The organism is Pseudomonas sp. FSL R10-2189 (assembly GCF_009600325.1).
Classification (GTDB): Bacteria; Pseudomonadota; Gammaproteobacteria; order Pseudomonadales; family Pseudomonadaceae; genus Aquipseudomonas; species Aquipseudomonas helleri.
In genome coordinates this window covers 1-10,637 of record NZ_WIVZ01000067.1, presented here as the reverse complement: position 1 = coordinate 10,637, position 10,637 = coordinate 1, and the positions used below count along the sequence as shown (strand labels likewise).

The 10,637-nt window shown below is 49.4% G+C and carries 16 protein-coding genes and 1 tRNA gene; 13 read left to right on the top strand and 4 right to left on the bottom strand.

Annotation, left to right across the window (positions count from 1 at the left end):
• From GHO32_RS25595 to GHO32_RS25580, 4 genes are all read left to right on the top strand, one after another.
• On the top strand, positions 1–465 hold a 465-nt coding region (locus tag GHO32_RS25595; protein ID WP_178113943.1), incomplete at its 5' end, for an RHS repeat-associated core domain-containing protein.
• Positions 465–974, top strand: a complete 510-nt coding sequence (locus GHO32_RS25590; RefSeq protein WP_178113942.1) for a DUF4265 domain-containing protein — start codon at positions 465–467, stop codon at positions 972–974. The genes GHO32_RS25595 and GHO32_RS25590, both read left to right, overlap by 1 nt.
• A gap of 307 nt (positions 975–1,281) precedes the next feature.
• Positions 1,282–1,659: a hypothetical protein gene (locus tag GHO32_RS27095; protein WP_153336797.1), complete on the top strand. Its 378-nt coding sequence runs from the start codon at positions 1,282–1,284 to the stop codon at positions 1,657–1,659.
• A gap of 312 nt (positions 1,660–1,971) precedes the next feature.
• Positions 1,972–2,157: a hypothetical protein gene (locus GHO32_RS25580; RefSeq protein ID WP_153336796.1), complete on the top strand. Its 186-nt coding sequence runs from the start codon at positions 1,972–1,974 to the stop codon at positions 2,155–2,157.
• Positions 2,158–2,876: 719 nt separating this feature from the next.
• Here the strand turns inward: GHO32_RS25580 and GHO32_RS25570 are convergent.
• On the bottom strand, positions 2,877–3,434 hold the full coding sequence (locus tag GHO32_RS25570; RefSeq protein ID WP_153336795.1) for a hypothetical protein: 558 nt from the start codon (positions 3,432–3,434) through the stop codon (positions 2,877–2,879).
• A 221-nt stretch (positions 3,435–3,655) separates the two neighbouring features.
• Between GHO32_RS25570 and GHO32_RS25565 the strand changes: the two genes are divergently transcribed.
• The gene (locus GHO32_RS25565; RefSeq protein WP_153336794.1) at positions 3,656–5,293 is read left to right on the top strand and encodes a hypothetical protein; all 1,638 of its coding nucleotides are present in this window, start codon (positions 3,656–3,658) and stop codon (positions 5,291–5,293) included.
• 537 nt (positions 5,294–5,830) lie between these two features.
• Here GHO32_RS25565 and GHO32_RS25560 read toward each other — a convergent pair.
• A tRNA-Ser gene (locus GHO32_RS25560) sits at positions 5,831–5,918 on the bottom strand.
• A 122-nt stretch (positions 5,919–6,040) separates the two neighbouring features.
• Here GHO32_RS25560 and GHO32_RS25555 point away from each other — a divergent pair.
• The 7 genes from GHO32_RS25555 to GHO32_RS25525 all read left to right on the top strand — a co-directional run bounded on the left by GHO32_RS25555 (position 6,041) and on the right by GHO32_RS25525 (position 9,455).
• Positions 6,041–6,712, top strand: a complete 672-nt coding sequence (locus tag GHO32_RS25555) for a Bax inhibitor-1/YccA family protein (RefSeq protein WP_153336793.1) — start codon at positions 6,041–6,043, stop codon at positions 6,710–6,712.
• Between the two features lie 109 nt (positions 6,713–6,821).
• Positions 6,822–7,214, top strand: a complete 393-nt coding sequence (gene tusD, locus GHO32_RS25550) for a sulfurtransferase complex subunit TusD (protein ID WP_153336792.1) — start codon at positions 6,822–6,824, stop codon at positions 7,212–7,214.
• 1 nt (position 7,215) lies between these two features.
• Complete coding sequence (gene tusC, locus GHO32_RS25545; RefSeq protein WP_123751577.1) at positions 7,216–7,578, top strand: sulfurtransferase complex subunit TusC; 363 nt, start codon at positions 7,216–7,218, stop codon at positions 7,576–7,578.
• Positions 7,578–7,877 (top strand): sulfurtransferase complex subunit TusB, encoded by a 300-nt coding sequence (tusB, locus tag GHO32_RS25540; protein WP_153336791.1) that lies wholly within the window; start codon positions 7,578–7,580, stop codon positions 7,875–7,877. Before tusC ends, tusB begins: the two co-directional genes overlap by 1 nt.
• Positions 7,874–8,209 (top strand): TusE/DsrC/DsvC family sulfur relay protein, encoded by a 336-nt coding sequence (locus GHO32_RS25535; protein WP_153336790.1) that lies wholly within the window; start codon positions 7,874–7,876, stop codon positions 8,207–8,209. Before tusB ends, GHO32_RS25535 begins: the two co-directional genes overlap by 4 nt.
• The gene (locus tag GHO32_RS25530) at positions 8,206–9,207 is read left to right on the top strand and encodes a glycosyl transferase family protein (RefSeq protein ID WP_153336789.1); all 1,002 of its coding nucleotides are present in this window, start codon (positions 8,206–8,208) and stop codon (positions 9,205–9,207) included. The genes GHO32_RS25535 and GHO32_RS25530 overlap by 4 nt, the downstream gene beginning before the upstream one ends.
• A 20-nt stretch (positions 9,208–9,227) precedes the next feature.
• Complete coding sequence (locus GHO32_RS25525; protein WP_016781468.1) at positions 9,228–9,455, top strand: YheU family protein; 228 nt, start codon at positions 9,228–9,230, stop codon at positions 9,453–9,455.
• Here the strand turns inward: GHO32_RS25525 and GHO32_RS25520 are convergent.
• Positions 9,452–9,655, bottom strand: coding sequence for a carbon storage regulator (locus GHO32_RS25520; protein WP_153336788.1), 204 nt, complete (start codon positions 9,653–9,655; stop codon positions 9,452–9,454). The two genes, GHO32_RS25525 and GHO32_RS25520, sit on opposite strands and share 4 nt — an antisense overlap.
• A gap of 175 nt (positions 9,656–9,830) precedes the next feature.
• Positions 9,831–10,163 (bottom strand): YnfA family protein, encoded by a 333-nt coding sequence (locus GHO32_RS25515; protein ID WP_048371244.1) that lies wholly within the window; start codon positions 10,161–10,163, stop codon positions 9,831–9,833.
• A 203-nt stretch (positions 10,164–10,366) separates the two neighbouring features.
• Here GHO32_RS25515 and GHO32_RS25510 point away from each other — a divergent pair, with 203 nt between their 5' ends.
• Entirely contained in the window at positions 10,367–10,519 is a 153-nt protein-coding gene (locus GHO32_RS25510) for a DUF3309 family protein (protein ID WP_048371247.1), read from the top strand.
• Positions 10,520–10,637: the final 118 nt, after the last annotated feature.

The following is a 10,637-nucleotide window of genomic DNA, read 5'->3' as shown; positions in this document are numbered from 1 at the left end:
CGCTTTCAAGGGCAGTACTTCGACACCGAAACCGGGCTGCACTACAACCGCTATCGGTACTATGATCCGCAAGTCGGACGGTTTATCAGCAAGGATCCGATCGGTTTTGCGGGCGGGCTGAATTTCTATGCGTATGCGCCGAATCCGGTGGGGTGGGTTGATCCGTTTGGGTTGGCTCGCATCCCGAAATCAGTTAAACAAAAAATTTCAGACGAAAATAGGGATTTTTTTGGAGTGGAGACATGTGAAAGTTGCATTTCCGCAGTTGTACCAGGACAAAAAAGTACAAAAGGCATTAGCCCGCCATCCAATGAACGTCAGTTTGACCATATCGAGGCCGACTCACGCGGTGGCTCAAATGATGAAAACAATACACAACTTTTATGTAGAAAATGCAACCGGGGCTTCTCAAACAATTCAAAACCAAACTTCAGAATACTAAATCGTATAGACGGCGCTCAATAATGACTTCTCAATCACTCAAAAAAATAACATTCAAACTAAACCAAGATATGGAAGACTATCCACCACTCGAATTCGAATCATTATGGGGAATTCAAATAAAGCCACACACATACAAAGTAGACAATATCCCCTACTACATTTATGGCGTAAGCAAAGGAGATATCATTTTAGCTATAGAAAGCAACAAACAAATCCAGGCGTCGTACCTTTTATACAGAGGTGGGCACTCAACGCTACGCGTATTTGCTGAAAACAAAAGCGATCGCATTAAAATCATTAACTATACAAAAAAAAATGGCGCTCAGTGCACTAGTCAAAAAGGGAGCTCACTACTTGCTATTGATATCCCCCCCAGCATAGATTTTCATAAAATCGATGCTTTCCTTTCAAATCAATCAGACAACAAAACTATTGCCTATGAAGATGCCTGCCTGCAACACACTATAAGTGACATAAATCGGATTAATGAGTGTTACTCACTCTCAACGATCCCGATCTGGACAAATTGATATTTACACTGCATTTTGAGCTTATTACTGATGGCATTCGGATAGTTCAATGAACGAATCTATCCTCACACGCAGGCTTCAATATGAAGACAATAACAGACTAAGGTTACCTGGTGACGCATGTCACTTGTATAAAAGGGCATATCCAATATTTATAAAAAAATACCTATCCCGTCATCGATGTATGGGGAGCACTGCAAGTTATGAAGACCTTCGCGGTACCGGACTGATCACCAGTGACTCACAAGTATGGTTGCAGCGCTGACCATAAAGTTCATAGCTCTTTAACAGTCGGGAAACACCGGCATTGGCCTCCCGCTGTCAATGCCTGCAAGTATTAAGACAAACCTTCGCCCTCTACCCTGCCAGCAGTCTGCGCGACTACGTCAGCCAGCACTACACCCACGACGCCCGCGGCAACCTGCTAGAACGCCTCGACAACGGCAAAAAAGCTCGCTTCACCTGGGACCTCTACGACCGCCTGACCCGCTACGAAGACGATCGTCTGACCGCCGACTTCGCCTACGACGCACTGGGGAGACGGGTAGCCAAATACTCCAAAGCCCACTGCCCGCCCAGCACGGGCGCCGGCCCGGCGTGGATCGAGCAGCAACAACGCACGCTCAACACCCAATACGACTGTGGCCGAAACATCTACGGCTGGGACGGCGAACTTGGCCTATGAAAGCCGCAACGGCGAAACCACTTTGCGACAACGCAAAAAAAAGTGTTTTCCACTGTAGACGGCTATAGCCCCACACTTGACGAGGCTGCACATCGAAAAGAGGGCTTTGGCTAATTAGTCAGCGTTCTTGCTCAATAGGCTCTATCAAAGAAGCTAAATGATTAGGTAAACACAATCACCGGATCTGACCATGCAGGAAGAGAACTGGCTCTACACTTTAGGCAATGCCACTTGCTTGCTTGGAACTGATTTCTGAGCAGGATCAAAGAGCAGCAACTCTGGGGATGTTCTTTCTGGCTTAAGGTGTGAATTATGTCGATTTCAACTGGCATTGCGCGGAAGCTGTGTGGCGTCTTCTCTTTCAAGCGAACCACTGAGACTCGGCGGCTCAGCCGCGATGAAGCCAGCCTGATTGAGCATTACCGCATGCTGTCTGAGTCAGACCGCATTGCGATGCGTTACCTGTGTACTTCGCTAAAAGAAATTTCCCGATTCTAAAACGCGGGGATGCCTATGGACTGCTGAGCTACACACATAGAGACATCGAACGAGATTGTGGGGGCGGCGAGAAATCGCAACGAGGAGGAGGCTGACTTTGAGGCACCTCTGATTGCGGAAACGATGGCCGCCCTGCAGCCCCATTTCCCAAACCCCAGAAACGACAAAGCCCGCTAAAAGCGGGCTCTGTCGGTGTAGCAATATGGCGGAGGCGTAGAGATTCAAACTCTAGGACCTGTTACAGTCGACGGTTTTCAAGACCCCTATGCATATATATACAGCACGGGGCTTGTGGGATATTTCAAGTACCAATACTTCAAGGGTGGCGATTGGCTGGAAGCCGCGTTCGGTGCGGGGAAATTTTTTGGTTTTGGGACTACTTTTACCCTATCAATTGCTCACAAGGATTAGGAGTAGTTGTGCCCAGGAAGCTACAACGGATTTGCAATCCGTACCCCTAAAACATCAGCATCCATTCATGATTTATCTCATCAAAGAACTGCGTGATATCCGCATCCAATATCCAGTTCACCTTTTAGCCCTTCAGCGCGATCGTCAACGCATACAGCGGGTCGTGATGGCTACATCCCTATCAAAACTATAATACCCCCCAGAATGCGCTCATCCCAAGATGCTAGGATAATATAACTTTCATACACCCAGGGGATGTGAAACTATTAGCTTATAGCGTAGCGGAACCCCCTTAAAGAAAAGGACTTTTATTTATTATTTAAATTCGTCAACTCATGATCGATTTTATCTATCGGACTAAAAAAACCGGAGACCCCAAAAGCAATTAAAGGGAAAAGCAACGGCAATGTAACTGTGTAGTTAAACGCGCCAAATATCGTGCTAAAAAGGTACAACTTATTAGAAAACAAACCTCGAGTTGAATCCTCATAGCCAGGGCCAAAAATATTAGACAGTATTGCAAAAACGCAAGCCAAGACCATGATTATACCGAGAGCATTTTCTTTGTATCTCGCAAACTCTAACACCCCAACGAAATTCACTTTAAGAAAATATCTAGAACATATACCTCCCCATAACAACATCATCACAAAAAGAGCTAGATCCTTCTCATAAATCCATGCAGTTTTTTTTAAAAACGGAAGTTCATTATTCTCAACAAAATAAGCTTCTGCTCTTTCGATTACAGGTAAAAATCGGTGCAGGTCATTATGAATAGCGATGTCACTATAAAATATCCCAATACTAGTCAACCACGCTAAAGCGAGGTAGAAAATCCAGCCGTACAAAAGCGGTCTTATTGTCATCTGTTGTATTTACCCTAATGTGAGTGAGCTTTTTTGTTGCATCGACATCAACTAAACAGAAACGCCCCTATTGCTAATGATAACCATTATTGATATGGTGGCACAAAAAAATGAGAACCTCTAGCATAATCCTGCAAAAAAATTATCAGAACCCTAGAAACTCGCCTTCTCTGAGGCATAGCCAACAGACCAGGCAAGAATCAGTACAAGGAGTACAAGATTTGAGTTTATCAGCGGAACAAATCGAACAAGCCAAGTCTATTTCTGATTTACTGACTGCCATGGGCAGCTCTATGGCAAATAGCTCTAACTCTAAGATTCAGGCTTTGGGGGAGTCGCTTGCTCACTCAGGTGATATCGGGGGAATTTTATCAGATCTAGCGAAACTTGAAGCTTCTTCTGCAGATTTTCAACAAATGTTGAACAGCGCCGCAGAAGTTGCTATTGGGATGACCGGTAGCGCTGGAGGGGTTGCTGCTCTGGAAAGCTTCCTAATATCAAGCATACCTAGAGCACTAGCTGTTGGGGCATTAACCGCCGCATTTCCGGTTGTAGGAACATTGGCCTTAGGCGCAGCATATTTAGGTGCAGCTTATGCAGGAGGCAAATTAATTGAGGGGGCTTATAACTGGGCAAAAGATGCTGCTGAAACATTATCATCTCAGTTATCTTCGGGAACTGTTGAGCTACCTGATAGTTTCGACCCTAAAAATCATCCGAATGCTCTAGTGCTTGATGCGACTGAGGTAAACGCTGAGTATAATGGCTATGATACCGATCAAAACAGCACCCAATATCTACTTGATGCAGCACGGCGTGAGGATAGAGAGTTCCTTGTGCAAATGCAAAAAGAAATTGATGGGTTTAATTTCTCCCTATCTAGTTTAGTCAAGAATGATACGGGTTTTTTATATCCCAATAGTTATGGCATGATGAGCTGGAATGGAGGATATGCAGGAATACAGAACTATGTGATTGATGGAATGGGGCTTAATATTGATCTTAATTCCAACTGGAGAACTGAGCTTGATTTTAAGATAAACGGACTTCTCGAATCTGCATACTCAATGCAAGAATTCGTTAACAATAATATCGATCGCGCCGACTCAGCCCTTGGAGGTGAAGGAAAGAGCTTTTCTAATAGCGCAATGCAATCTGTAATGGAAGCAGCAGAAGTTATGCACGAAATAACGCCACTAGCGCTAGATTTAAGTGGAGATGGAATCCTGACGCGTTCAATATTTGACGGCATCAAAGGCTTTGAATTTATTCAGGGCGAAGAAGGAGCTTACCACGGGTGGTTGGATGCTAACAGTGGCTTTCTTGCAATAGACAGAAATGGCAATGGTATTATAGACAATGGGACCGAGCTGTTTGGCAGTGTAAATGAAGACGGATTTTCTGCTTTGCGTCGACTTGACTCTAACAATGACGGCCGTATAGATTCATTTGATGATCTATTTTATAAGCTATTGGTGTGGCAAGATAAAAATCAGAATGGCATATCTGAGCCTGATGAAGTGATGAGCCTAAAAGAAATTGGTATCGCATCGATTTCACTTGAACAGGTCCAGATGGTTTATCGCCCAGATATAAATGGCAATACTATCAAATGGATTTCCGAGTACACTTTAGAGAGTGGTGATAAACGCGAGATTGCGGATGTTTATTTCAGCTACAGCAAGCCAGTTTCGGGCATGACTGATAAACCAGACCATGATTTATCTAACTCTTCAACAGACCATAAAACTCAGGCGCTAGCAGGCAATTCAGATTCATTCACCCCCCCTCCAAGTATCGAGATAATAGGTCAGTCAAACGCCAACGACTTATTAGACAGCCCGCTGATCACTATTTAATTCACAACTATTAGCCCCTAACTCTAGAACCTAGAAAGCAAGTTGAAATATTCTATGAAAAAATACACTCCTTTGCAAAGTATGCCATAATTTTTTTATGATATCTCACTCATTAGTGATGCGTTTTAGTTCGTACTAACAGGCGACGCAGTTCAGTGTTCCGACATAGTTCTGCTGCCGTTAATTTTGAAGTTTTCGGAAGCGCTTTATCCAGACATAGAGGCTATACATCGACACACCGAGCCGCTATATCAGCGACAGACAGCTTCTTTTCGATAACTACTCGACCACTTAGATTTTAAATCTCTTCGGGTTCAGGCTGGTTGGTTATGGTACCTCCTAATGGGCCTCATTTTAAGGCTAAGAGGTGTCTACGAAACTAGGGGCGATTCACCCCTCCCAAAACAAGCAGAGTTATGGAACACATGCTAAAAAGTTTTGGAACGTTTCACCCAAAACCTCGCTTGAGCCACCCCTTGCCCCAAACCCCAGAAACGACAAAGCCCGCTAAAAGCGGGCTCTGTCGGTGTAGCAATATGGCGGAGGCGTAGAGATTCGAACTCTAGGACCTGTTACAGTCGACGGTTTTCAAGACCGTTGCCTTAAACCACTCGGCCACACCTCCTATGTTGTTGCGGGCGCCATAATACCTGAATGAAACACGTTGTCAAACTCTCTTGATCGCTTGTTTCAGAGCCTCTGCTATGATCTTTGCTACTTAACATTTCAAACCACAGGAGTATCGCCATGCGCGAACAGGATTACGCCGTTAATAACAGCGTGCAGGCTGAGCAGCTAGAGGTTAGCCGCGTCCTGCGCAACACTTACGGTTTACTGGCTTTGACGCTCGCTTTCAGCGGCATGATGGCTTATGTCGCTCAACAGATGCGGGTCGGTTACCCGAATATTTTCGTGGTGCTGATCGGTTTCTACGGGCTGTTTTTCTTGACCAACAAGCTGCGTGATTCGGCTTGGGGCCTGGTGTCTACGTTTGCCTTGACCGGTTTCATGGGCTTTTTGTTGGGCCCAATCCTCAACCGTTACCTGGGCATGCAGGGCGGCGCTGAGGTTGTCAGCTCGGCATTTGCCATGACCGCGCTGGTGTTTGGCGGCCTTTCTGCTTATGTGCTGATCACTCGCAAGGACATGAGCTTCCTGGGCGGCTTTATCACCGCAGGCTTCTTTGTCCTGCTGGGCGCCGTAGTTGCCAGCTTCTTCTTCCAGGTCAGCGGCCTGCAACTGGCGATCAGCGCCGGTTTTGTGCTGTTTTCTTCGGTCTGCATCTTGTTCCAGACCAGCGCCATCATTCATGGCGGCGAGCGTAACTACATCATGGCGACCATCAGCCTGTATGTTTCGATCTACAACCTGTTTATCAGCCTGCTGCAAATTTTCGGCATCATGAGCAGCGACGACTGATTGATAGCGCAACACGAAAGCCCGCTTCGGCGGGCTTTTTGTTGCCCGTTGCAAGCATCTTTGAGCATCTGCCTTTATCATTGCCGCAGATTTGCTGACAGAGCTCACCATGAAATTTGCCATTGCCCTTTATTCTGCAGCCCATGCGCCCTCTTCTCGCCGCGCCTTGCGTTTTGCCGAGGCAGTGCTGGCAAGCGGTCACGAGATCGTGCGGCTGTTCTTCTATCAAGACGGTGTGCACAGCGCCTCGAGCAATGTGGTCACACCGCAAGACGAGCAAGACATCGCGCAGCAGTGGGCCGCGTTCGTCAGCCAACATCAGTTGGACGGCGTGGTGTGTATTGCCGCAGCCCTGCGCCGCGGTGTATTGAATGAAGATGAAGCAGCGCGCTATGAGCGCCCGGCGGTCAATTTGCAAGCGCCATGGGAGTTGTCTGGCCTGGGCCAGTTACACGACGCGATTCAATCGGCTGATCGACTGATCTGCTTCGGAGGGCCTTGATATGGCTAAGTCGCTGTTGATTATCAGCCGCCAGGCGCCCTGGTCGGGCCCAGGCGCCAAAGAGGCACTGGATCTTGTGCTGGCTGGGGGCGCGTTCGATTTACCGATTGCACTGATGTTTATGGACGATGGGGTATTCCAGCTCGTTCCCGGACAAAACGCGGCCGCGCTGCAACAAAAAAACCTTCAGGCCAATCTGCAGGCTCTGTCGATGTTCGGGATTGATGACGTGTTTGCCTGCGGCCACAGCCTGGCCGAGCGCGGCATTTCGCCCGCACACCTGGCAGTCGACGACGTACACGCCCTGTCAACCGATGAAGTACGCGCCCTTATTGACCGTTTTGACCAAGTGATAACCCTCTGATGACGACCCTACACGTCCTGAGCCACTCGCCTTTTTCAGACACACGCCTTAGCAGTTGCTTACGCGTTCTGGGCACCGATGACGCGCTGTTGCTGACAGGTGATGCGGTCTACGCCTTACAACCTCAAAGCAGCCCTCTCAAGGCCCTGGAAGAAAAAAACGCCACTCTAAAGCTTTTTGTCCTCGAAGAAGATCTGCTCGCACGCCATCTCGACTGTCCGCAGTGGGCGACAGCGGTGGATTACCCGGCCTTTGTCGAGCTGTCGATTCACTATGACAAGGTCAACAGCTGGCTATGAGCACCCTCCTTCTCAACGGCAAACACATCGCGCTGGATAAAGACGGCTATTTGCTCGACCTTAACGACTGGTCTGTCGAGGTCGCCCATGCACTGGCGGCCGAGGCGCAGATCGAGCTGAGCCCCGAGCATTGGGAGATCCTTGAACTGTTGCGCAGTTTTTATCAAGAGTTCGAGCTGTCACCGGCGACACGCCCGCTGATCAAGTACACAGCGCTCAAGCTGGGCCCTGAAAAAGGCAACAGCCTGCACCTCAACCGCTTGTTTAATGGCACACCGGCCAAGCTCGCTGCCAAGCTGGCGGGCCTGCCAAAACCGACTAATTGCCTATGAATACGCCCGCTGCGCTGACATTAGAAACCCCGGCCGAACACCCTTTCGCGCAATTTGTGCGCATTCTGGGCAAAGGTAAACGCGGCGCCCGCAACTTGACCCGCGAAGAAGCGCGCGAGGCAATGGGCATGCTGCTCGACGAAAAAGTCGAAGACACGCAATTGGGTGCTTTCCTGATGTTGCTGCGTCACAAGGAAGAAAGCCCCGAGGAATTGGCCGGCTTTACCGAAGCCTTGCGTGAACGTCTGACAGCGCCAGCGATCAACGTTGATATCGACTGGCCGACTTATGCAGGCAAGAAGCGTCACCTGCCTTGGTACCTGCTGGCTGCCAAATGCCTGGCGCAAAACGGTGTGCGGATTGTAATGCACGGCGGCGGCGCTCATACCGCAGGGCGACTGTACAGTGAACAACTGCTGGACGAGTTGTCTATCCCGCTGTGCCGCGACTGGCAAAGCGTTGAAGCCGCGCTCGACACACAGCATCTGGCCTTTATGCCGTTGCAGGACTGGGCGCCGCAGTTGCAGCGCATGATCGATCTGCGCAATACCTTGGGGTTGCGTTCGCCCATTCACTCACTGGCGCGCATTTTGAATCCGCTGGGCGCCCGCTGCGGCTTGCAAAGTATTTTCCATCCGGGCTACCAAAGTGTGCACCGCGAAGCCAGCGGCTTGCTGGGAGACACCAGCATCGTGATCAAAGGCGACGGCGGTGAAATCGAGATCAACCCGGACACGATCAGCCATTTGTACGGCACCACGGCGGGCGTCAGTTGGGATGAAGAGTGGCCAGCACTGTCAGCTCGACGCCACGTGAAACCGGCCTCACTTGAGCCGGGGCAGCTCAAGGCGCTGTGGCGGGGCGAGATTGAAGACAGTTATCCGCAACTGGCCCTGCTCTCGACCATGGCCCTGGCCCTTCGCGGGCTGGGCACTCCGCGAGAACAAGCATTCGAGTTGGCGCAGGGTTATTGGGATAACCGCGACAAATCGATTTAACTTATTTGCGAGACCGCATCATGCTAATTCCTTACGACCAGCTTGAACCTGACACCCTCACTCGCCTGATTGAAGACTTCGTCAGCCGCGATGGCACCGACAACGGTGATGACACCCCTCAAGAGACACGTGTCCTGCGGGTGCGCCACGCCCTGAGCAAAGGGCAAGCCGTGATCTTCTTTGATCTGGAAAGCCAGCAATGCCAGTTGATGCCCAAACATGCCGTGCCCAAAGAGTTCTTTGATTAACGCTTGCTCAACGGCTCAATGGTCAAATGCCCGGGGCCCTGATTTTTGATCCGGTCGTAGATTTCGCCCCGGTGAACGCTGACGCTCCTCGGGGCATCCACCCCCAAGCGCACATGGCTGCCATTGATGGCAATGACATGGACAATAATGTCTTCGCCAATCGAGAAGCGTTCACCGCTGACGCGTTTTAGAATCTGCATGGCTTTTATCCTTAAAGGTGTCTGGCCACGAAGACTGAACCGCGTCATTCGGTACTTCAATCCTTACACAACAATTCAGCTCGGGCTGACTCTTATCTGAATTAAGGCCTACATGGCATAGATAAAAGTCCTACGCGACAGCTGTCGAATATTCCTCAACAGTAGGGGTATTGGCTTAAGGTGCCGAAAAGCGTGGTCCCAACAGAATGATCGTTGCACCTATCACGCACAACACCAGCCCGATCCAGTCAGATCCCAATGGTCGGACTCGCTCCACCACCGCCAACCAGGCAATAGACGTGACGATATAGATCCCGCCATACGCGGCATAAGCCCGGCCCGCATAGGCCGCTTCGACCTTGGTCAAGAGCAGGGCAAAAACGGCCAGGCTCAACACTGCCGGTACGACCCACACCACACTCTTGCCTTGACGCAGCCACATCCAGAACCCGTAACAGCCTGCAATTTCAAACAACGCGGCCAAAAAAAACCAAACGTAATTAAGCATGAATACTTCCTTCCTTAGGCAAGCGCGCCACCCTACCCGCGCCCCATCAGCCAGGCAATAGCCAACCATTAACAGGCCCGGTTGAATAAAAAGTTGAATTTTCTTTGCGCCCGGCAAGTCGGACTTATTAAGAGCGTACGTAGCAGTGGTTTCAACGCCACTGAACGCCGTCCTTACTGACAATAATCAATGAGGAAATAGTCATGACCCTGATACTTCTGATCATCCTGATCTTGCTGCTGGTGGGCGGACTGCCAGTTTTCCCTCACTCACGAAACTGGGGCTACGGCCCGTCCGGTATTATCGGCACCGTACTGGTCGTACTGTTGATACTGCTCTTGCTCGGCAAAATATAGCGCCGTAGTCACGGCATTACGCGCAAAAAAAAGAGGCCCTGAGGCTAATGCCAGTCAGTTAAGACTGACTCATTGACCTTTAGCCCGCAGGCCGCAAAATCCGATGCTTGGAAACGAG

What these genes read in the sequence shown, in the direction of transcription:
- GHO32_RS25590 (WP_178113942.1), top strand. Translation starts at nt 465, where the DNA reads ATGACTTCTCAATCACTCAAAAAAATAACATTCAAACTAAACCAAGAT.
- GHO32_RS25580 (WP_153336796.1), top strand. Translation starts at nt 1,972, where the DNA reads ATGTCGATTTCAACTGGCATTGCGCGGAAGCTGTGTGGCGTCTTCTCT.
- GHO32_RS25570 (WP_153336795.1), bottom strand. Translation starts at nt 3,434, where the DNA reads ATGACAATAAGACCGCTTTTGTACGGCTGGATTTTCTACCTCGCTTTA.
- GHO32_RS25555 (WP_153336793.1), top strand. Translation starts at nt 6,041, where the DNA reads ATGCGCGAACAGGATTACGCCGTTAATAACAGCGTGCAGGCTGAGCAG.
- tusD (WP_153336792.1), top strand. Translation starts at nt 6,822, where the DNA reads ATGAAATTTGCCATTGCCCTTTATTCTGCAGCCCATGCGCCCTCTTCT.
- tusC (WP_123751577.1), top strand. Translation starts at nt 7,216, where the DNA reads ATGGCTAAGTCGCTGTTGATTATCAGCCGCCAGGCGCCCTGGTCGGGC.
- tusB (WP_153336791.1), top strand. Translation starts at nt 7,578, where the DNA reads ATGACGACCCTACACGTCCTGAGCCACTCGCCTTTTTCAGACACACGC.
- GHO32_RS25535 (WP_153336790.1), top strand. Translation starts at nt 7,874, where the DNA reads ATGAGCACCCTCCTTCTCAACGGCAAACACATCGCGCTGGATAAAGAC.
- GHO32_RS25530 (WP_153336789.1), top strand. Translation starts at nt 8,206, where the DNA reads ATGAATACGCCCGCTGCGCTGACATTAGAAACCCCGGCCGAACACCCT.
- GHO32_RS25525 (WP_016781468.1), top strand. Translation starts at nt 9,228, where the DNA reads ATGCTAATTCCTTACGACCAGCTTGAACCTGACACCCTCACTCGCCTG.
- GHO32_RS25520 (WP_153336788.1), bottom strand. Translation starts at nt 9,655, where the DNA reads ATGCAGATTCTAAAACGCGTCAGCGGTGAACGCTTCTCGATTGGCGAA.
- GHO32_RS25515 (WP_048371244.1), bottom strand. Translation starts at nt 10,163, where the DNA reads ATGCTTAATTACGTTTGGTTTTTTTTGGCCGCGTTGTTTGAAATTGCA.
- GHO32_RS25510 (WP_048371247.1), top strand. Translation starts at nt 10,367, where the DNA reads ATGACCCTGATACTTCTGATCATCCTGATCTTGCTGCTGGTGGGCGGA.